Source organism: Psychrobacter sp. I-STPA10 (genome assembly GCF_021012795.1).
Classification (GTDB): Bacteria; Pseudomonadota; Gammaproteobacteria; order Pseudomonadales; family Moraxellaceae; genus Psychrobacter.
Map to the genome: position 1 here is coordinate 83986 of NZ_VFYU01000003.1, position 22254 is coordinate 106239.

Annotated in this window: 15 protein-coding genes; 7 read left to right on the plus strand and 8 right to left on the minus strand. The window is 39.8% G+C overall.

Features of this window, described 5'->3' with window-relative positions:
* Positions 1-795: 795 nt before the first annotated feature.
* From FHK89_RS01540 to FHK89_RS01560, 6 genes are all read left to right on the plus strand, one after another.
* The gene (locus FHK89_RS01540) at positions 796-1119 is read left to right on the plus strand and encodes an H-NS histone family protein (protein WP_230655941.1); all 324 of its coding nucleotides are present in this window, start codon (positions 796-798) and stop codon (positions 1117-1119) included.
* A gap of 230 nt (positions 1120-1349) precedes the next feature.
* A complete protein-coding gene (gene gspN, locus FHK89_RS01545) occupies positions 1350-2156 on the plus strand; it encodes a type II secretion system protein N (RefSeq protein WP_230655942.1) in 807 nt (268 codons plus the stop codon).
* An 11-nt stretch (positions 2157-2167) separates the two neighbouring features.
* Positions 2168-3118, plus strand: a complete 951-nt coding sequence (locus tag FHK89_RS01550; RefSeq protein WP_230655943.1) for a type II secretion system protein N — start codon at positions 2168-2170, stop codon at positions 3116-3118.
* Between the two features lie 321 nt (positions 3119-3439).
* A complete protein-coding gene (gene gspD, locus FHK89_RS01555; RefSeq protein ID WP_442966544.1) occupies positions 3440-5758 on the plus strand; it encodes a type II secretion system secretin GspD in 2319 nt (772 codons plus the stop codon).
* 411 nt (positions 5759-6169) lie between these two features.
* Complete coding sequence (locus FHK89_RS14870) at positions 6170-6301, plus strand: hypothetical protein (RefSeq protein WP_268992904.1); 132 nt, start codon at positions 6170-6172, stop codon at positions 6299-6301.
* A 128-nt stretch (positions 6302-6429) separates the two neighbouring features.
* Positions 6430-7572 carry a hypothetical protein gene (locus tag FHK89_RS01560; protein WP_230655945.1) on the plus strand — a complete coding sequence of 381 codons (1143 nt, stop codon included), beginning with the start codon at positions 6430-6432 and terminating at the stop codon, positions 7570-7572.
* A gap of 35 nt (positions 7573-7607) precedes the next feature.
* Here the strand turns inward: FHK89_RS01560 and argB are convergent, their stop codons facing one another.
* From argB to hemB, 6 genes are all read right to left on the minus strand, one after another.
* Entirely contained in the window at positions 7608-8513 is a 906-nt protein-coding gene (argB, locus tag FHK89_RS01565; protein WP_230655946.1) for an acetylglutamate kinase, read from the minus strand.
* 67 nt (positions 8514-8580) lie between these two features.
* Positions 8581-10347 carry a phosphomannomutase/phosphoglucomutase gene (locus FHK89_RS01570; protein WP_230655947.1) on the minus strand — a complete coding sequence of 589 codons (1767 nt, stop codon included), beginning with the start codon at positions 10345-10347 and terminating at the stop codon, positions 8581-8583.
* A gap of 121 nt (positions 10348-10468) precedes the next feature.
* Complete coding sequence (dut, locus tag FHK89_RS01575) at positions 10469-10933, minus strand: dUTP diphosphatase (RefSeq protein WP_230655948.1); 465 nt, start codon at positions 10931-10933, stop codon at positions 10469-10471.
* A gap of 39 nt (positions 10934-10972) precedes the next feature.
* A complete protein-coding gene (gene mgtE / locus FHK89_RS01580; protein WP_230655949.1) occupies positions 10973-12346 on the minus strand; it encodes a magnesium transporter in 1374 nt (457 codons plus the stop codon).
* A 185-nt stretch (positions 12347-12531) separates the two neighbouring features.
* A complete protein-coding gene (locus tag FHK89_RS01585) occupies positions 12532-14565 on the minus strand; it encodes a UvrD-helicase domain-containing protein (RefSeq protein WP_230655950.1) in 2034 nt (677 codons plus the stop codon).
* Between the two features lie 388 nt (positions 14566-14953).
* A complete protein-coding gene (hemB, locus tag FHK89_RS01590; RefSeq protein WP_230655951.1) occupies positions 14954-15958 on the minus strand; it encodes a porphobilinogen synthase in 1005 nt (334 codons plus the stop codon).
* Positions 15959-16166: 208 nt separating this feature from the next.
* Here hemB and FHK89_RS01595 point away from each other — a divergent pair, with 208 nt between their 5' ends.
* On the plus strand, positions 16167-16643 hold the full coding sequence (locus FHK89_RS01595) for a thioesterase family protein (protein WP_230656040.1): 477 nt from the start codon (positions 16167-16169) through the stop codon (positions 16641-16643).
* 466 nt (positions 16644-17109) lie between these two features.
* Here FHK89_RS01595 and FHK89_RS01600 read toward each other — a convergent pair whose 3' ends face one another.
* Complete coding sequence (locus FHK89_RS01600; RefSeq protein WP_230655952.1) at positions 17110-19083, minus strand: efflux transporter outer membrane subunit; 1974 nt, start codon at positions 19081-19083, stop codon at positions 17110-17112.
* Positions 19083-22250, minus strand: a complete 3168-nt coding sequence (locus FHK89_RS01605) for an efflux RND transporter permease subunit (protein WP_230655953.1) — start codon at positions 22248-22250, stop codon at positions 19083-19085. The genes FHK89_RS01600 and FHK89_RS01605 overlap by 1 nt, the downstream gene beginning before the upstream one ends.
* Positions 22251-22254 lie beyond the last annotated feature (4 nt).

The following is a 22254-nucleotide window of genomic DNA, read 5'->3' on the forward strand; positions in this document are numbered from 1 at the left end:
TTTAATTATTAAAACCTCTAACAATGATTAGAGGTTTTTTTATTGATGTGGAACTAGAAGATAGGTAATCAAAATTTTATATAAGAAGATAGGTATCGTAAATATCTATATCATTATATTCATATAAGCTCTTTTAATATCATAACTTATATTTTTGTACTAAAATACTCTAATGATGTATTAAGAATTTTTAGTTATATAAGAATAAGTATAAAAATAGGTAGTGATACCTTATCTCTAGCAACGCTAGTATTATTGTTCTAATTTAATCAATTAAAATCAAATGTTTTAAATCTACTTTAATACGATACAATAAGGGGTATCAGTTATTTAGTACAATAAACTATGAAATAAGAAAACAAGAATAAACTGGAAAATAACAAAAACAAAGGTTATTATAGTGTTTATAATAAAACATGGATGGCAATATGGATTACAGTGTTAACCATAAATGTGCTACTCTATTATCATATAATATTTTGGATTAGCTGAATCACTTTAAAATGGATAGCTATTGAGTAAGTTAGATCTAAGATGATTATGATATTTGAATTATTATGATATTGTCTTATGCAGTTATGAGTTTTAACTAAAAATAATGAATCTTTAGGTATCATCTTAGGTGAATACTTTACTTTATGAAGCTTTATATATCTAAGCTTCAAATGGTCTCTATAGGTGAATTAAGGTTTGCATGGTTTGCTAGACAGTGCGTCAATTAAACAGTCAGTTTATAGTGTATGTTTAATTGATATTATCGATAATTTTTTTCACTAAACTTAAGGTAACTAAATAATGAATAAACAAATGAAAGTAGATCTAACAAGTTTTGATGTAGATGAACTACAGGCAATCACTGAAAATGCAAAAAAACTGATTGTTGAAAAACAGCAACAGCGTTTATTAGATGCTTATCAAAAATTTGAAGACATTGCCGAGAAGTGTAATTCAACTATTGATGAAATTTTACAAGCGGGTGAGGAGCTAGAAAAAGAGCGTAGTATTAAATATCGCAATCCAAAAAATCCAGAGGAAACATGGATTGGTAGAGGACGTAAGCCGACTTGGTTAGTTGATGCAATAGAAAGTGGCAAAAGCCTTGAAGACTTTGCTGTATAGTATCAGCTGCTATTAATTCACTAACTATTTTCATATTAATGCCATTGTCTGTTATGATAATGGCATTTTTATTGGCTATAATTTATAGCAAAATCTTACGTGGTAGGTTATATTGCATATGAAGATTTAATGGCAAGTGTCAGTTGTTATATACTGCATACTATTGTTAGATGCATATTTTTTAGCACATGACTAAAAATATTATAAATTAGATATAGGTATTTTGTATTGTGTCTTTGACGTCCTCCTCTTCTAAATCAGCTCAAAGTGAGAGACCCCGAAAAATATGGTGGTTGGTAGCGGTGGTTGTGCTTGCTTTGTGTGTTTTTGTGCAGTTACCAGCAATATGGTTATTCAATAAATTTGCCCCAGATAATAATAGCATTCAACAGATATCTGGTAATATTTGGCACGGATCTGCCATTGTGCAAATGCCAGAATCATTCACCACTACTGCGACTTCACCTATACCCGCTTCAATTACTTGGCAATGGCGACCACTGGCTTTATTTTTAGGTAAACTAGGTGCAGACATTGATATTGAGTCTGGACAGTCTCAGCTACATGGACAAGTCAACCGAAGTTTGAGTCAATGGCAGTTACGCGATTGGTCAGGTAAGATTGATAAACAAACACTGGCTTCTTTTGTTAATTGGCAATTACCAGATGCACCTATCCAAGTGAATGCGGTTTCTTTAAATCAAGTAGATGACATTGGCTTTGAAGAGGTGAGTGGTCAGTTAACATGGGTTGGAGGAGATTTAGGTTATCCTAGTGGTGCTAAAACCTATCAGATTTTATTACCTGCCATGCGAGCAGATTTGAGTAATGAGCAAAAAGATGGCCAACAAGTATTGCATGCCAATTTGGTCAGTCAGGATGGAAAGCGTTTTGGTGATATATATATCGATAATGATGCGATGCTTGATGTGAGTTTAACACAGCGTTTCTTAGAAAACATGCCTGAGTATGAAGGCAGTGCACCAGCGGATACCGCAGTGGTTAATGTGCGCCAGCCATTATTGGGGGGTTCTTAATGGCGGTAGTCATGAGTAATGGAATAAAAACAGCAACAGCATGGTTAAATCGCTTATCTGGTTGGTTATTACTACTTGCTATTATTTGGTTGTGTTGGAGCTTAGCAAGAATTTTTTGGCTATTTTTAGCACCTCCCATAGCCCCTGCTTTACCAGTTGCTGAGCAGCAATCTAGCCCCGCCCCTACGACAAATACCAGCAGCGCTTTAAATATTTTTATGACCCCACCTAGTGAACCGACTGCACCAAAAGCCCCACCACCACAAGTGGTATTAAAAGGGGTGATGATAGCCAGTCCAGATAGTTTGTCTTCTGCAATGCTAGAGTTTGATGGTCAAGTATTAAATTATCGAATTGGCAAGCCTTTAGGTCAGTCAGGTTATAAACTTATTGATGTATCTTGGAATCAGGTTATTATTGCAGATGATAATGATAATCAGGTAGTTATTGATATGCCACCACCGTTAAATATGAATCAAGGTATTAATGCCAATTCCGCTTCGGGAAATATTAGCAATCAACGCTTACCTAATGCTTCAGATGCATCAGACTTTGATGGATTATCGGCAGACAATCAAGCAGATGAGAGAATGGATGCGTCAGATGCGATGGACTTGGAGATGAACTCCGAAGCCCCAGCAGATGATTTTCAGCCGCCTGAAATAGAAGATACGATCAATAATGCCAGTGAAGCATTGAAACAAAATCCTGCCAGTTATCTAAGTCAAATGGGTGTGATGGCAACAGGAGAGGGATATCAGGTTACAGATGCCATGCCAGCCAATATTAGAGAGCGTTTAGGGTTAGAGACAGGTGATCGAGTAATGTCTGTTAATGGTCAGCGTGTTGGTAGTGATCCTGCACAAGATGCAGATTTATTACAACAGGTCAAACGTTCAGGTGAGGCTCAGATTGAAGTGCAACGTGGTGATCAAACCATAAGTATTCGGCAACAGTTTTAATGTTTGTCTTGATCAAACTCACAGTGGGCTAAGTAGTGATAGTAGCGATGATGATATGACATCATTTTAGTCAGTTTTATAAAAACTTTAATAAGTAGTTGAGCTGATTTTGACTTTAGACAATGAAAAAATGACAAAATTATGCTTCAATACGTGTCCAATCATAAAGGCACAAGCAATACTTTTTTGTTCAATATGTTGAATATATAAAATCACAGTCAGATAACACAGTGGATAATGATGATAAGGTCTAAATTACGTATTTTTAATAATACTGCGCCTATTTCTCGGCAGATAATAGTGCCTGGGCGTTCTGGCAAGATGAGTGTTTTATTGCGCTTGCGACAACCAATTTTGAAAACAGTGCGCATACTGTGCTTGTCTTCCCCTTTCTGGTTTGTTGGTGTTGAGTCAGCATACGCAGAGAGTTGGAAAGTTAATTTGCAGGATGCAGATATCAAGGCATTTATTAATGAAGTCGCAACCATCACTGATCAAAATTTTGTTTTAGACCCTCGCATCAATGGTAATGTGACTGTCATTTCTAATCGTGCTTTATCAAAAGAAGAAATTTACCAACTATTTTTGGGGGTAATGCAAGTCAATGGAATTGCAGCGATAGATACAGGAACAACCATCAAGTTAGTGCCTGACAATATTGCCAAGCAAACTGGTATTACAGTAGATTTGCGTGGTGATAGCGTTGGTGAAGAGATGAAGACGCGTATTTTATATTTGAATAATACGCAAGCTGCCGAGATTTTGACGGTTATTAGACCGTTGATGCCGCAATCAGCCCATGCTGCCGCTGTACCCGATCTCAATGCGTTGGTTTTGTCAGATCGTGCTGATAATTTAAACCAAATTACCGCATTAATTAATGATTTGGACAGTAGTAATAATGATACTTTAGTGGTCATTCCTTTATATCATGTTGATGCTGAGCGCATGATGGATCTCATCAGTGGGCTGACAGGTACAGCCAGCAGCGGTGGTGCAGAAGGTGGTGGTGGTCAACAATTAAAAGTCATTGCAGATACTGCCAGTGATCGTCTACTGGTGAAAGGTAGCCCTGAGACCATTGCAAGAATTCAACAAATTGTGCAGCAGCTTGATACCATCCCTTCTAAGCGTCTTAGTGGTCTACGTGTATTTCGGTTAAAGTATGCCAGTGCCAGTCATATTGCTGATATGCTACGAGGGTTATTGTCAAATCAGTCAATTAATAGCACAGGTGCAACATCGACCTTGGAGTCAGCCTCACTATTAGATAATAGTAGCGCTACTGGTACGGGATCAAGTGGCACAAGTAATAATGTCGTATCAGCACCTAGTATCTCATCTTCCTCCTCAGCAAGCTCAAGTGGCTCTAGTAGTGTGAATCGAGGAGCTGGTTCACATCCATTTAGCATTATTGCTGATGAGACCCAAAATTCTGTCATTGTCAATGCGGATCCTGAGTTGATGGTTGAGATTGAAACGGCAATTGAGCAATTAGACACACGTCGAGCGCAGGTGCTCATACAAGCAGCCATCGTTGAAGTCTCAGGTAATGATGTTAAGCAATTGGGGGTACAATGGGCATTGGGTAATGCTAATAGTGGTTATGGCATTATTAATTTTGATAATGTTGGTGCAAGTGCGACAGCCTTAGCAGCAGCAGCATTAACGGGAGGGGCTAGTAAAGCAGCTGGCTCTATTGCAGGTGCGTTGTTAGGGGCTGGGAATGTAAGCAAAGACTCTAATGGTAATACGCAGTTTTATGGTGCGGTGCTACAAGCGCTAGACTCAACAACCAGTGCAAATTTATTGTCCATGCCTTCCATTTTAACCTTAGATAATGAAAAAGCGAGCATTTTAGTTGGACAAAATGTACCTTTTGTAACAGGCTCTTATACCACTGCGGGCAACTCTTCTACCAATCCATTTCAAACCATCGATCGTAAAGATGTGGGTATAAACCTGAATGTTATTCCGCATATTGGTGAAAATGGCACCGTTCGTTTAGAGGTATCACAAGAGGTATCTTCAGTAGTGAATAGCTCTGCGGGTGATGCTGCAGGCTTAATCACCAATAAAAGCTTGATTAATACGACTATCTTGGCAGATGATCAGCAGACAATTGCGCTTGGTGGTTTGATGCGTGACAATACTACTAATGGTCAGCAAAAAGTACCAGGTTTGGGTAATATACCTGTGGTGGGGAGATTGTTCCGCTCTGATAATACTAAAACTGACAAAAGCAATTTGATTATATTTTTACAACCAACCATATTGCGTGATGGTGGTGCAGTGGCAAGTGTGACTGAGCGTAAATATAACCAAATGCGTGTGATGCAATTAGTCATTGATAAAAATGGCACCATTAAAAAGATTCCATTATCTGGTACGGGTAATTGGGGTGAGGACACCAATACAAATTATGATTTAATGCCATTAAATCCATTACAGCCACCAGTAGTACAAAGTACTCCACCCGCCATTCAACGTATTGAAACCAATTATGGTAATAACGCCACTTATTCTAATACCAATCTTAATTCAGACGTGCCAACGACTAACGTGGAGGTAACGCCCCTTATTGAGACACCGGTACTAATTGAGCCTATACCACTTGATTCTAGTATCAATATTGAATAGGCTTTATTAATAAATAATTATATAATATTAATTTTTTTAAAATTAATGAATGAGCCTCTAGCCAGTAAAATCTGCTAGAGGCTTTTTTTTATGCTTTTTATTATCTGTCTTTAAACTTGTTTCACCATTTTTGAACAAAACTATTGGATTAGTAACATTCTAATACATATCGTCCAGCAAATTTTAGTTATCCTATGTACTTATTATTTTGAGTTAACTATTTATAATATCATAAGTTTATTTTAGATAAAAAATAGAGTGAAGTACAAATATAGATATTCTATTAAATGAAAGTTTGCGATATATTACCTTTACTATAGAAATATCTAAGTTTATTTTTTTAGTTGGATTAATTTAATTGACTTTTAAAATATTAACTAAATATTTTAAAGTAATATTTAGGGAGTAGACGTGCGTAAGTCAACATTTTTTAAGTTAAGTATGGTGGGCGCTATTTTATTATTACTACCTAGACGTAGTAGTAAGTCAGATAGGTTGGCACAAAATTCTGACCCAGATAAGAACAAACCTATTGACAAATAATCAGCGGATAAGTCATATATTTTATGTTTAAAAACTATCATCATTGCATACCAATAACCTTAGCCAATGTATGTGCTAAAAAAGATAGGCATCATGTCTTACCGCGATGTTTCAAGATATCTTACTATATGTCCATTGCTACGTTGATGGTAACAATCGGTGGCTGTAGTGACCCTAATCGAGAGAGTGATGAGTATATTGCTCCTAATTCTGATGACTTAGAGAAGGTTGTAGAGGTATCACAAGATGTTACTAGATCTGGTATGGATGGTGCTTATGTTGATCCTGCCATTGAGTCAACACAAGAAGTTGTGCAGTATTTAAGTGTACCTTCCTCCTCAGAAAAACTAGAAGTCAGCGCTTGGCAAACAAAAGTACAATCACCGCATTGTTTATCACAACCAGTAGAACCCACCTCGTTAACATCAGAGACGTTAGCTCCCGTTACATTAGAAAAAACCCAACATGGGGCACTATCTCCTTGTATTAAATTTGAGCTTAATACGTTAGATTTTTCTCCATCACAACCGTGGTTGAGCAATATTATGTGGCAAACCATAGCCTATCAAGCAGTGCCAGATAAAACCTTGAGTAGTGAGGGTGGATCAGCAAAAATTGCTGTAAGAATGATGCTAAGACAAATTAAAGGGCTGCAAACTTCTGCTATTAATTTACCAATTTATCAATATATCAATACTGAATTTGCAATCAATAAAAATGACACGGGTTATCTAAAGATAGATTCAGTACAGCAACGTTTTGAGCATTCTCCAAGATTAAATTATATCTATTATAAGATGGTTGATATGAGTCAACAACGACAGCTTACTTTGAGTGATATCTTAGATAAAAACTATAATAAAGAGGCTTTATTAGCTCTGTTACAACGAATACCTAAAGCATCACAATCTGGATTAGAGCCGGTTTATCACTTGCCTGTAGATTTGCCTGCACAGTGGTATATGGATGATTTAGGCTTGCACTTATTGTATCAACCTGGTGAAATGATAGAACAAACATTGGACATATATCATACAGATAAAGTGTTAGATAATAATAATCTCAATGAGATAATAGAGTTGGTTGTACCTTATGAGGTGATTAATAATATGCTCAAACCCCAGTATCAGGTAGGTAAGGGGATAAATGTAAATATTGATACTATAAATAATACAGGGGATGTCAGTCATACAGATACAGTGGACAGCGACAATAATGGAGATGGTATGGGTATCATGCCCATTATTGTCAAGCAGCTTGCTTATGAGTAGTTATTTCCTGACATGATTTTTGGGTAGTCGTTTGTTTATTGCGCCTCAATATCTCGGCTAATTAAAGTTCCCACACCTTTGGTGGTAAAGATTTCTAATAAAGTGGCATTGGGTACACGTCCATCAACGATAACGGCACTTTTTACTCCACCTCGTACTGCATCAAGCGCGCACTGTATTTTTGGTATCATGCCACCAGAGATTATCCCTTCTGCAATGAGTGCATCTACTTTTTTCGGTGTAAGTCCCGTCATTACCTCACCATCTTTACCCAGTACGCCTTTAATATTGGTGAGTAACATCAGTTTTTCTGCTTGCAAAAATTCGGCAACTTTACCTGCGACAAGGTCAGCATTAATATTATAACTATTACCCTCATTATCGACACCTAAAGGGGCAATGACAGGGATAAAGTTGGAGCGAATAAGCATCATGATTACATCTTTATTGACGCTGACTACTTCACCAACATAGCCTAAATCAATGTCTTTTTGATTGCCATCATCGCTGGTCGTGGTCATGGCAAGTTTTTTTGCTCGGATAAGGTTGGCGTCTTTACCTGTTAGTCCAATGGCACGTCCACCATGTTTATTAATCAGACTGACAATAGATTTATTAACACCACCACCAAGCACCATCTCGACTATATCCATGGTTGCTTTGTCGGTGACTCGCATACCATCGATACGCTCCGATGTACGCCCTAGCTCTTTGAGTAAGTTATCTACTTGAGGCCCACCACCGTGTACCACCACAGGATGTAGACCAACGGTTTTGAGTAAAACAATATCACGAGCAAATGAGCTTTCTAATGCAGGGTCAGTCATGGCATTGCCGCCATATTTAACAACAATAATTTTATCTTCAAAGCGTTGTATGTAAGGAAGGGCAGTGGTTAATACTGCTGCGGTGGTTTTGGCTTCAGCAAGATTTAAGGACATAGTGAGTTCCTAGTATCGATTAATAAAGAGCATGATCCATATACAATATGCTCTACAACTGACTATTTTATACAGTTGGACAGATATTGGCTATCTGCTTGGCAAAATCTGGATCAAATTGCTGACATAGGGAGATAAAATACTGTTGTACCTGTTGTAAGTCAGCAAGGGTATCACCAGCAAAGCGAACGGTAAAACTACTACTGGTGTTTGATTGGCGAATAATACCAAAGCCACGGGCAAAATCCAAACGTATGCCATCGATACAGGTTAAGATTGTTGTTTGCGGTAATGGATTGGTGGGTGCGTATTTTTTGGATGAAGGGCTGCATAGCTGTTGACATAATTGGCGCATCTGTCGCAGTAGCTGATGATCTTTATTTTTATTATTGATGTTTTTAGAGGATGTTTGGGCTATTGTACTGGCAGGTAAGGGCAGATAAATATCAGCAGTGCTAACCATGGTAGGAAGCTTATTAATGATGTCTGCTAAGCTTTGTTGAGAAGCTTTACCTTGATTGGATTGCTGAGTCAGCCAATTTAATAAACGCAGACCTGCATACATGGCATCATCATGTAGTACAAAAAAACCATCATTAAATAAAAAATGTCCTGATAATTCTCCTGCAAATATGGCATGGCTACCACCAGTTTGTAGGGCTTTACGCATGAGGCTACTACCTGTTTTACTCATGGTTGGGCGGGCATGTAAATTTTTGATGAGTTTGGGTAGATGGTGTGAGCATTTCACATCAAAAATCACTTCTGGGCTATGATTATTATTAGCAAATTGCGTTTTATGTTTGCTTTCAAAGATAGCAACCTGTGCCAATAAATAAAGTAGATGATCAGGGGCGATGAGTCTGCCTGTATTATCAATCACCATTAAGCGATCACCATCGCCATCAAAGGCAAGTCCAATATCAGCTTGATGTTGTATGATGGCATGTTGCAATTGTTGCAGACGATTTTCTTCAGCAGGGTCAGGGTTGCCCAGTGGAAATGAACCATCAGGTTGGTCATTTAAGCAAATCACCTGCTGACAAAACTGCTCAAATAATGGCTGTGCATATAAGCTGGTTGCACCATTTAGACAATCTAGCACTACTTTAATAGGCAACTTGGAGGAGGTGTTTTGTGGTTGATAAGATTGGTTAATGGTTGTTAATGCTGTATTAATACGTCCAATATAACGCTTGGCAATTTCGTCACTATTTGGATGCTGAGGTGATGGTTTGGGTACATTCAGATGGCTGTTTAAAGTGATATTTTGAGTAACTTGCTCTTGATTTTGTGGTGAGATTTGTTGTGCAAGGCATAATAGACGTTGATAGAGGACTTGAATATCTTCACTGCTGGGTGATTCACCAGCAATGAGCCATTTTATACCATGCACGTCTTTGGCGGAATGGCTGGCAGTGACCATCAGCCCGTGCCCCGTATACTGCTCTGCCCAATATGCCATGATGGGTGTAGTGACCAATCCTAGCCAAATGACTTCGATATTTTGTTGTTGTAGGGCCGTGGCAATCTGAGTGGCAATCTTTAAACTGCCATAGCGCACATCATAGCCAATGACCACTTGCGTGGCATGAAGTTCGGTATAAAGCTGGGCAAACGTATGGGCTAAATAATAGACAAAGTCATCGGTAAAGTATTGATAGTCACCCCGAATGTCATAAGCACGAAATAGACGTTGCTGTTGACTAAAATCGTAGGTTGTGTTTATGGTGGTGTTTTTTTTTACCTGAGCTTTGTTTGGCTGAGTTTTTTTTACCTGAGTTGTTGTATGTTTCATTGTAGCGTTGTTATTAGTAGTGACCATTTGGCACATGATTATTCCTCCCTAGCATATCTTATGCTAACGCAAAAAAGCTGCAAGGTTGTTGCAGGAACTTTGCTAAAAGGTGTAATAAACTTGCTATAATTAGAATTCATATTGATTATTGGTAATGTTACTGTCTACCAGAATGCCCAAAGCCACCTGCACCCCGCTCGCTGATATTACTAAACTCATCAACAATATCAAACTCAGGGCGTGCTACAGGTACAACCACATATTGTGCCATACGCTCAGCAGGTTGTAAGATAAAATCGGTGTTGCTACGATTCCATATACTAACCATCAGTTCACCTTGATAATCCGCATCAATTAATCCCACCAAATTGCCCAAAACAATACCATGTTTATGCCCTAATCCCGAGCGTGGCAAAATCAGCCCTGCATAATTGGGGTCAGCAATATAAATGGCAAGCCCTGTGCCGATTAGATGAGTTTGTCCAGCTTTAATAGCAAGTGGCTCATCAATACAAGCACGTAAATCGATACCCGCTGAGCCATCTGTGGCACGAGTGGGCATGGGAAAATCTGGGTGTGTACCAATTTTGGCATTTAAAATTTTGACTTGTACGGATTGCATAAGGTTTCCTATATTTTAGGTTGTATGCTTATTTTAATTTTATAATATCAATAAACTTGCTAATCCTAAAAAGGATAAAAAGCCAACGATATCAGTCACTGTGGTTAAAATAACGGAGGCAGAAAGGGCAGGGTCAATGTTCATTTCCTTTAGAATTAATGGAATACTAATACCTGATATATTAGCAACAGTCATATTAATGGCAATGGCAAAACCGATGACCATGCTGATGGTGATGTCCTTAAACCATACTTGTGCAATGACAGCCATAATAACGGCCCAGATGATACCGTTAATCGCACCTACCCACAGCTCTTTATTAAATAACCACCAGCGGTTCGAACCACCGATTTGTCCCATGGCAAGTCCTCGGATGACCACGGTCAAGGTTTGACTACCTGAGATGCCGCCCATACTTGCAACCACAGGCATCAGTACTGCCAAGGCAACCACTTGTGATAATACGGCTTCAAATTGCCCGATAACAGCGGCAGCAAGCAGGGCAGTACCCAGATTAATACCAAGCCAAATACTACGACTTTTGGCACTGGTGATAATCGGAGCAAACAGTTCTTCATCATCACTAACACCAGCTAAGTGTTTCATGGTGCTGTCAACATCATCTTGGATAATTTCCATGATGTCTTCAGCATTAAGTTGTCCAACCAATTCACCAAAACTATTGACCACAGGAGCAAAGCGAATGTCTTCGGAGCGAAATATTGCCGCAGCATCTTGGATATCCATACGATCTTGAATGGTAATTGCAGGGTCAATCCATTCAGATACCAGTGAGTTTTGTGGATATTTAATTAAATCCACTAAACTTAGCAGACCTAATAGCTGCTGTCCTTGATCTACTACCAACAGCTCTTGAGTCTGGTCATCAAGCAAATCTTCATGACTACGTAGGTAGTTTTGTACCTGAGACAGACTGATGGATTCTTGAATCTGAATGGTGTCAGGGTCCATATAATCCCCGACTTCCCAGTCTTCATAGGTATCTAATTGATTGACTTGGATACGCACATCTTCATCAAGTGTTGCCATGACTTCGGCACGTACTTTGTCATCGACTGTATCTAAAATTTCGGCAATGTCTTGTGCATCTAAGTCTTCAGCAAGGGTCTCAATTTCACCTGCTTGCATATTGGACATCAGCGAGGGACGAATGTCATCTTCGACTTCGGCAAGTACTTCCCCTTTGATGTCCAGTGGTACTTGTGTCCAGATGAGTTGGCGGTCATCTTTTGGGAAAGACTCTAAAAGGTTGGCAATTTCATATTCAGATTGTTCTGCCAAAAATGTTGCCATCGCTTGCGTGTCATCATCTGCAACCAATGATTGAAGATAAATGAGTTTATCTTCAGCATTGAGTGAGGTGATGTTGGCTGTAGGGTCAATATTTGGCATAAAACAGATATTCCAATGTGGCGATAGACGCCTTTATTAAGTGAAGGCATCGGGTTTAGTAAAGGGCAGTATTTAATCAAAAATAAATAGGAAATTAAAATAGTATTTGATTAAAAAAGTATTCAGTTAAATCAATGTTGCCATAATAAGTCATGCAACTATGCTACTTACTTGAATATAAAACGTTATTTATTTTTTAGTAAGGCTCGAATATTTGCCAGATATTCATCAGCAACTTTTTGTGGGTTTTTTTGTGCTTGTTTCTTTTTGGCTTTGGCAGGCCAGTCAATGTGATCTTCGGGCAATTCTGCCAAAAATCGACTCTCCGTGGTGGGACGCATTTGTCCACCAGTGCGTCGCTGTGCTGCTAAGGTCATGGTCAGCTCACGTCTGGCACGGGTGATGCCAACATACATCAGGCGGCGTTCTTCTTCTACCGTCTCTGCCATGATGGAGTTACGGTGTGGCAGCAACTCTTCTTCTAAGCCCATAATATAGACATAGTTAAATTCTAAGCCCTTGGCAGCATGCAGGGTCATTAGATTCACTTTATTGGTATTTTCTTCTTCTTGCTGCTGCTCTAGCATATCTAGTAGTACTAACTTGCGAATTACGGATTCAATATTACGCTCATCATCGTCTTCAGCACGGTTAATCAGTGATTGAATGCTGGTGTAAAGGGCTTCAATGTTATCTAGACGATTCTTCTCTTGTTGTGGGGTTTTGGCTTCACTTCTGACCACATCAATATAGCCAGTTTCATCAATCATTTGCCGAACCACAGGCACAGGGTCGGGATGCTGGTCAAGCTCACGCGTATAATGCTCAATAAAATCCCCAAATTCTTTGAGTGATGCGTGTGCTTTTTTGGGCAATACATGTGCCAGACCGCCATGAGTACAAGAGGCGAGTAGCGATAGATTATGCTCTTGGGCAAACAGACCTAATTTTTCGAGTGTTGCTGGCCCCATGCCGCGCTTTGGTGTATTAATAATGCGCAAAAAAGCACTGTCATCTTCGGGGTTTAATATCACTCGCAAATAGCCCATGATGTCTTTGATTTCACTACGAGCAAAAAAAGATGTGCCACCTGATAGCTTATAGGGTACTTGCAATTGGCGTAGCTGCGCTTCTAGCATACGTGCCTGAAAGTTGCTGCGATACAATACGGCGTAATCTTCCCATTCATTGCCAAAGCGCAGTTTATGCGTAACGATTTCTTTGGCGACTCGTTCGGCTTCATCATCGTCGTTGCGGCAGTTAATAATACGAATTTTTTCTCCCTCACCTTTATCAGACCACAAAGCTTTTTCAAATAAATGCTCGTTATTGGTAATCACCGAGTTGGCAGCATTTAAAATACGACTGGTAGAACGGTAATTTTGCTCAAGTTTCACCACTTTTAATTTGGGGAAATCTTGTTTAAGCAGTGCCATGTTTTCAGGTTTTGCGCCTCGCCATGCGTAGATGGATTGGTCATCATCACCAACGACGGTAAAGCGACCTTGTACTCCAACCAATAGCTTGATGAGTTCATACTGAGCTGTGTTGGTATCTTGATATTCATCGACCAATAAGTAGCGGATACGATTTTGCCATTTATCACGTAGTTGGGTATTTTCACGCAATATCTTGGCAGGCAAGACAATCAAGTCATCAAAATCAACTGCATTATAGGCACGCAAATTGCGCTCATATAAAGCATAGAGAGTAGCAAATATCATGTCTTCGGGATTGGTGAGAGTCTCGGCTGCTTTGTCTGGCTCAATCAAATCATTTTTCCAGTCAGAAATCATCTTTATTGCTTTACCAACAAGCTCCCGACTTTCTGCCCCTGATAAGTTGTCACGCATCATCAATTCCATTAACAGGCGTTTACTGTCATCAGAGTCCATGATAGAAAAATTGCCTTTTAATGGCGTATGTAAAAGCTCATAGCGTAAAAACTGTAGCCCAAATTGGTGAAACGTAGAGACAGTTAAGCCACGCGTTTTTTCACTCGATAGTAGTTTACTGACACGAGCTTTCATTTCACGCGCCGCTTTGTTAGTAAAAGTCACTGCGGTGATGCGCTCTGCTGGCATGTTGCACTGCTCAATCAGATAGGCAATTTTACGGGTAATAACAGAAGTTTTACCTGAGCCTGCACCAGCCAAGACGAGTAGGGGAGCAGACACATAGGTCATTGCCTCTTGTTGTTTGGGATTAAGCTGACTCATAAAATAAACCTATTGTAAATTAGCAAGTGAGAGTAAACTTGTATTTTAAAAAAATGTATATGGATAACCGCTGGGTTATTATAGTGGTTGCAGGTTAAATAACAACCGTGGGTAGCGTTTAATTGTAAGATGATTTTTAATGATAAATTGGCCGCTATTGGTTTTGTAAAATATTGACTTTCTTTGAGTTTATAAAAATTGTGAGCATTGGCAGTTTTTTAGTTTGCTTGCTGTTAGTTGTCAGTAGTAAAGGTTAGTTGTACTACTTATTTGGGTAGATGTTTTATAAGCATAAGCACTTAGGGGCTATAGAACATACCATCTATTATGTTAAAGCTAAAAAACCACCAATATATTTTATGTACTAAAAATTTACTAAAATAGCTTATTAGCCATTTAACATTCTTGCTGCATCTAAGGCAAAATAAGTCAAAATGCCATCTGCGCCTGCTCGGCGAAAGCCAATCAGTGACTCTAAAATAACCGCTTCAGATAGCCAACCATTTTGGATTGCTGCCATGTGCATCGCATACTCACCTGAGACTTGATAGGCAAAAGTGGGCACGCCAAAGGTATCTTTAACCTCACGGATTAAGTCCAAATACGGCTGACCAGGTTTGACCATCACCATGTCTGCACCTTCACTAATGTCCATCGCCACTTCATGGAGTGCCTCAGCACGATTGCCAAAGTCCATTTGGTATTGTTTTTTATGTCCACCTTTTAGATTGCCAGCACTGCCAACCGCATCACGAAAAGGGCCATAATAAGCAGAGGCGTATTTTGCCGAATATGCCATGATTGCAGTATTAACAAAGCCTGCCGATTCCAAGCCTTCACGAATGGCTTTGATACGTCCATCCATCATATCACTGGGTGAGATGATATCTGCACCTGCATGGGCATGGGCAAGAGCTTGTTTGACCAGTATCTCAACCGTATCATCATTGACCACATAGCCAGTCTCATCAAGTACGCCATCTTGCCCATGAGAGGTATAAGGATCTAAGGCAACATCGGTCATTACTACCATCTCAGGCACCGCATCTTTTAGTGCTTTCACTGCTCGGCAGGCAACTCCATTAGGGTCAAAGGCTGCCTGACCATCTTTGGTTTTTAGGCTGCTGTCAATGACAGGAAATATATCAACGGTGGTGACGCCTTCTGCTAAAAGCTGTTTGGCATAATCAATCAATAAATCAATTGATAAACGTTCGACTTTGGGCATGCTTTTGACTGCTTCGCGTTGGTTTGTGCCTTCTAGCACAAATACTGGTGCAATCAGATGTTTGGGGTGTAATTCAGCTTCACGTATCATCGCACGGACATTGTCATTAAAACGCAAACGACGTAGGCGTGTATGTGGATAGTGGCGATTAAAAGTGTAAGACATAAAAGCTCCTAGGAGAGTTATTGATTCGTAAGTGGATATTTTATATAGAAATAATGGTCAATAAAGTAACAAGATGATGGGGTTGAGTTATGATAGAATTATTTTCCCATTATAGCCTAAGGAAGGTTTTATGACGACTCAAACTGATGATGTAGGTGAAAGTAGTGAGTATTCTGATTTAATGAATGACCATGACGTTTTGCTAGCTATGCAGAGCCAAAATAATGCAATAGATTCATCTATGTTTCTTGATTTTGTCGGTAAGAAGGTGATTGAAGTCTTTAATAATAGCCCGTATTTACAGTTTAATCAGATGCAAATGCGTTTTGAAGAAGGTGAGATACGAGGCTATTTTGATACCAGAGAAGAGCTCATCGGTAATGTTAATTTTAATATTCTACATGGTGGTGTGGCGGCGACAATGTTGGACAGCATTGGTGGTGTTGTGGCGATGTTTGAGATTTTGCGCCGCAATCAAGGTGATATGAATGAGCAGATGAAAAAAATCAGCCGCCTCGCCACTGTCGATTTGCGTATTGATTATATTTCTCCAGGATTAGGTAAGCAGTTTATTGCGACTGCTGAGGTAATAAGAATGGGACGCAAAGGCTGTACCACACGTATGCAAATGGTTAATGATGAAGGTAAATTAATTGCAGTGGGTATGGCAAGCTTTGCCTTTTAGAACCTATATTCACAACCCATAATGGTGGCTTTTTGCCTAAAATAGACGTACTACAGCGTTAAATTTTGGGTTAAATAGAGTGACTATTCGCCCCAAAATTTGCCTTGTATTACGCAATTTTAGTTTAAAACTCCCCTGATTTTGGATTATGAATACAGGTTCTTAATCTAACATTGCTTTATTTGAAATTTGGCTGGTTAATAAGACACCAGTTATGAGTACTACATTATTTTTATATACTTTACGCCACTCTCAACTTATAAGACCCCCTCCTAACCTCCCCCTTAAAAAGGGGGAGGAACTGGTTTTTAAGTCCTCCCCTTACTTCAAGGGGAGGGTATGGGAGGGGTCATATATGATTTTATCAAATAAAGTTGAGAGTGGGGTATACTTTATAAGAATAAAGGGCTGTCTATTTTTTAGACAACCCTTTGTGTTTTTAAGTATGATAGGTTACTTAAGTTCGTTATTTATCAGTTGGTACAGTGACAATAACAGCTTCAACAGCTTCTTCGACAACCTCTTCGGTGGGCATGGGGTGTTCTTCTAAAAGTGATAGCATTTTTTGTTTGTCAAATACTGCCACATCATCGGGTATATTATTTTGCTCTGTCTCTGAAGTTTCTTCTATAACCACAGGTTCTTCTATGAGTACAGGCGTCTCAGTTTCCATGGTCTCTTTGGTCATAGTCTCTTTGGTAGCTTCTTTATTTTCTAACAGCATTTTTGCTTGCGGTATGTTCACTTGGGTTAGCTGAACAATAGCAGCATCTACTTTAGAATCACGGTTTAAATCAACTTTTGCCAAAGTTTTAGGCTGAGTGATTGTTACGGGTGATTCAAGCTCAATGGCTTGGGCCTCTTCAGCAGTAATCATAGGTGCTGAGCTGGCTGCTTTGATGGCATTTTCAGCAATCGTTTCATTGGATTCAGGAGTCAAAATGTTAACCAAATTGCGATGCTGTGGGGTTAGTATGGCGACAGGTTCAATGAGATTTGCCCCACCACCCAATACTTTATATAAGTCGATTTGACTGGTTAGTTTTTCACGTTCCAGGTTTAAGATGCTTTGCTGGGTAGAAAACAATGAACGCTGTGCATCAAGTACACTTAGATAATCATCAACTTGAGCTTTATAGCGGGCTTCAGAGATATTATACAGCTCATCATAGCTTTGTTGTAAGCGGTATTGTGCATCTAGGCGAGCTGCTAAAGTGGCTTTGTCTGCCAGTACATCATTGACTTCTTTAAAAGCAGTTTGGATGGCTTTTTCATAGTTATTTAATGCTTGTTCACGTTCAATTTGTGCCATAGCATAATTGGCATCTAGTTTGCCTGCATCAAAGATAGGGATGCTAATAGAAGGGCCAAAAGACCAGCTTGTAGAGGTGTTTTTGAGTAGATTGCTCAAATCACTGCTAGAGTAGCCAAGCTGTCCTGTTAGGCTGATACTGGGATAATATGCAGTGCGAGCCACTTCAATATTAGCTCCAGCAGCTTTTAGGTTATATTCTGCTTGTAAGATATCTGGACGATAACGCAGTAGCTCACTGGGTAACCCAGGATTATTAATTTTATCAGTGGCAATACTGGGTACAGCAGGGGCAGGCATTAGCTGTGTTGGTATTGGTACACCAACGAGGTATTGCAGCGCATTTTTGGCTTTTTCGATGTTGCTTTGTGCCTCCAAGATAGCAATGCGAGCCGTTTCTGCGGCAATTTCAGATTGTAATGAGGGGGCTTTAGAATCAATACCTGCTGCTAAGCGAGCTTTGGTAATACGTAGTGATTCAAGGCGGGTTAAATACGTTTGCTCAGCTAACTCAAATTGTTTTAATTGGTAGCTTAGGTTGACATAACTGGCAGCAATATTGCTAATAAGGCTCACTTGAGCTGTATCTTTGGCAGCGGTGGTTGCCAAAAAGTTTTGCAATGCTTGCTCTTTCATATTGGCAATTTTGCCCCAAAAATCTAGCTCATAACTTGCCATACCTAGATTGACGTTATAGCCACCGCTCGGGTTTTTATCTAAGGCATGATTTGCAGAGCGGGTATAGCCACCATTGGCATTAACACTGATACGGTCATCAGTCTCACTAATACCATATTGGGCTTGTGCTTTTCTAATTGCTAAAGCGGCTTGGCTGATGTCTTTGTTATTTTCTAAACCAATAGCAATCAGTGCTTTTAGTTTGTCATCAGTATAAAAATCTTGCCAGCGTAGTGCTGCTTGGCTGCTAGGTTGTGTGTTATTTTGGCTAGCAAGCAAAGGATAGCTGTCACTGGTAGAAATATTGGGACGAGCGACAATAGGGGTGTTTTGTGCCGCTGGTATGCTGTTACATGCTGCCATACTGGCAACTAAAGCGGTGATACCAGACAAACGCAACCACTTAGCACAGGTATAACGATGGCGTGAGTATAAATGGACAATCGTCATTATAAGTTTTCTCCAGAATGTGTTGGCTGTTGCTTGAGTGGTTTATTATGGACTTTATTTGGGAATATTGAACGTACCCAGATATAAAACATGGGAATAAAGAAAATTCCTAGTAAGGTAGCACTTAATACACCACCCAATACACTGGTACCGATGGCATTTTGGCTACCAGAACCTGCACCTGTGGCGATAAATAATGGCACAACACCGATACCAAAGGCAAGTGAAGTCATAATAATAGGACGTAAGCGTTGCCTAGCCGCTGTCATTACTGATTCTTTTAGGCTATAGCCCGCTTCTTGGTATTCTTTAGCAAATTCAATGATTAAGATAGCATTTTTAGCAGACAAACCGACCACCGTCAATAAGCCAACTTGTAAATAAACGTCATTGGCAAAGTCGCGTCCCCATGTCATTAAGGCAGCACCCAAGACACCCAGTGGGATGACTAACATCACTGCAAAAGGAATGGACCAGCTTTCATACAATGCCGCCAGACACAAAAATACAACTAAGATAGATAATGCATATAGCATAGGGGCTTGGTCGCCTGATTTTTTCTCTTCAAGTGACATACCAGTCCATTCATAATCAACCCCAGCAGGTAGCTGTGCAACCATCTGCTCCATGGCAGTCATGGCATCTCCAGAGCTGAGTCCTGGTGTGGCTGAGCCCTGCAACTTCATCGAAGAGAAGCTGTTATAACGGGTGAGTCTTGGTGAGCCATAAGTCCATTCTGTACTGGTAAAGGCACCAAAGGGAATCATCTCATTAGAGTTATTGCGCACCGACCATTTACCAATATCTTCAGGATTGGTACGACTATTGGGCTGTCCTTGAACAAAGACACGTTTAATCCGACCTCGATCGACAAAGTCATTAACATAAGTAGAGCCCCAAGCTGTGGTTAATACTCCATTAATGTCTTGCATCGACAAGCCATAAGCCGCCGCTTGGTCTTGATTGATATTCACTTTAAGCTGAGGTGCATCTTCTTGACCACTTGGACGTATCTGACCGATGGTCTCATTTTGCATTGCCATACCAATAAGCATATTGCGAGCATCAGTGAGGGATTCATGTCCAATATTGCCAGTGTCTTGTAGTATTAATTCAAAGCCACTGGCTTCTCCAAGCTCAGGAATGGCAGGTGGAATGGTGCTATAAACCGTTGCTTTATTAAACTGAGTAAAGAAGTAGCCATTGGCTTTTTCAGCAATGGTTTTTGCCGAGTTTGCTGCACCAAGACGTTCGCTCCAATCAGTGAGGCGCACGAAGGCAATACCCATATTCTGTCCTGCACCTGCAAAACTAAAGCCAGAAACAGCAAAGACATCTGAAACATTCCCTTTTTCTTGAGTTTCAAAGTATTCAGTCACTGTGTGCATCACATCTTGAGTTTCATCCAATGTTGAGCCTGCTGGTAATTGCACTAATGTCAGCATAATGCCTTGGTCTTCATCAGGCAAAAATGAACCTGGAATACGCATAAATACAGCAACCAACAAGCCAATAATAAGCACATAAGGAATAAGGTACAACCATCTTACGCCAAAGCTTTTGCCAACAAAGCCCTCATAGCGTTTACTTAAGCTATAAAAGCTACGGTTAAACCATGCAAAAAATCCTTTACGATTTTCATCTTGTTTGTCATGGCTTTTGCCACGTTTTAAGATAGTGACACACAATGCAGGAGTGAAAATCAATGCCACAATGGCAGATAAGGTCATACTACTGATAAGCGTGATGGCAAATTGACGATAAATCACCCCAGTTGAGCCGCCAAAGAACGCCATGGGTACAAAGACAGCCGATAAGATGACTGCAATACCGATGACCACTTTACTAATCTCTCGCATACTCTCTAAAGTAGCATCTTTGACAGAAATGTCAGAATTTTCCTCAAGCAATCGCTCTACGTTTTCGACCACCACAATGGCATCATCGACTAGTAGACCAATAGATAGTACCATTGCAAACATGGTTAATACATTGATACTAAAACCAATGGCATAAAGAACTCCAAATGTTCCTAGTAACACCACAGGGACAGCAAGTGTGGGAATGATGGTGGCACGCCAGTTTTGTAAAAACAAGAACATTACCAAAAACACCAATACAATGGCTTCTAGTAGAGTATGAGCTACTTGCTCAATGGATAACTTAACAAATGGTGTGGTGTCATAGGGGACTTTGACTTCTAAACCAGAGGGAAAGTTTTTCTCTAGCTCAGCCATGCGTTCAGCAATCGCTTCTCGGGTATCTAAAGCATTTGCTCCTGAGGCTAAAGCAATCCCCATACCAGCCGCAGGTTTTCCATTATAGGAAGATATCACACTATAGTCTTCACTACCAATTTCAACCCTTGCCACATCACCCAAACGAACTTGTGCACCAGCTGTATCTGTTTTTAGTAAGATATTTTTAAAATTATCGGGAGTTTGTAGATAACTTTGTACTGTTACTGTGGCATTAATAACTTGTTGCTCAGCATCAGCAGGTGCTTGTCCTAGTTGTCCTGCAGACACTTGGGCATTTTGTGCCTGTATGGCATGGATAATGTCTGAGGGCATTAGGTGGTAGTTGCGTAGACTTTCAGGATCAAGCCAAATACGCATGGCATAAGGAGAACCAAACACAGTGACATCACCAACCCCTTCCACACGGCTAAGCTGATCGGTGATATTGGTATTAATATAATCAGCAATATCCGCTCTATCCATGTTACCGTTAGTTGAGATAAATGCTTGCACCATCAAAAAACCACTGGATGATTTAGCAACATTGATCCCTTGTCTTTGTACGATTTGAGGTAGCTGACTGGTGGCGGCTTGTAGTTTGTTTTGTACTTGTACCTGTGCTTGATCTGGATCAATACCATTTTCAAAGGTTAGGGTTATCGAAGCCGATCCATTTGATGAACTTGATGATGACATATACATTAAGCCATCTAGCCCTTTCATACGTTGCTCAATAATTTGTACCACTGAATCTTCTAATGTCTGTGCATTAGCACCAGGGTAGGTAGCACTGATGGTAATGGTTGGTGGTGCAATACGAGGATACTGCTCAATGGGTAGATTGATAACTGCAATGACACCCATTACCATGATTAAAATGGCGATCACCCAAGCAAAAATAGGGCGATGAATAAAAAACTTTGACATCATA

What these genes read in the sequence shown, in the direction of transcription:
- FHK89_RS01605 (WP_230655953.1), bottom strand. Translation starts at nt 22,250, where the DNA reads ATGTCAAAGTTTTTTATTCATCGCCCTATTTTTGCTTGGGTGATCGCC.
- FHK89_RS01540 (WP_230655941.1), top strand. Translation starts at nt 796, where the DNA reads ATGAATAAACAAATGAAAGTAGATCTAACAAGTTTTGATGTAGATGAA.
- FHK89_RS01595 (WP_230656040.1), top strand. Translation starts at nt 16,167, where the DNA reads ATGCAGAGCCAAAATAATGCAATAGATTCATCTATGTTTCTTGATTTT.
- FHK89_RS01560 (WP_230655945.1), top strand. Translation starts at nt 6,430, where the DNA reads ATGTCCATTGCTACGTTGATGGTAACAATCGGTGGCTGTAGTGACCCT.
- gspD (WP_442966544.1), top strand. Translation starts at nt 3,440, where the DNA reads ATGAGTGTTTTATTGCGCTTGCGACAACCAATTTTGAAAACAGTGCGC.
- FHK89_RS01550 (WP_230655943.1), top strand. Translation starts at nt 2,168, where the DNA reads ATGAGTAATGGAATAAAAACAGCAACAGCATGGTTAAATCGCTTATCT.
- FHK89_RS01600 (WP_230655952.1), bottom strand. Translation starts at nt 19,083, where the DNA reads ATGACGATTGTCCATTTATACTCACGCCATCGTTATACCTGTGCTAAG.
- argB (WP_230655946.1), bottom strand. Translation starts at nt 8,513, where the DNA reads ATGTCCTTAAATCTTGCTGAAGCCAAAACCACCGCAGCAGTATTAACC.
- dut (WP_230655948.1), bottom strand. Translation starts at nt 10,933, where the DNA reads ATGCAATCCGTACAAGTCAAAATTTTAAATGCCAAAATTGGTACACAC.
- mgtE (WP_230655949.1), bottom strand. Translation starts at nt 12,346, where the DNA reads ATGCCAAATATTGACCCTACAGCCAACATCACCTCACTCAATGCTGAA.
- FHK89_RS01570 (WP_230655947.1), bottom strand. Translation starts at nt 10,347, where the DNA reads ATGTGCCAAATGGTCACTACTAATAACAACGCTACAATGAAACATACA.
- hemB (WP_230655951.1), bottom strand. Translation starts at nt 15,958, where the DNA reads ATGTCTTACACTTTTAATCGCCACTATCCACATACACGCCTACGTCGT.
- FHK89_RS01585 (WP_230655950.1), bottom strand. Translation starts at nt 14,565, where the DNA reads ATGAGTCAGCTTAATCCCAAACAACAAGAGGCAATGACCTATGTGTCT.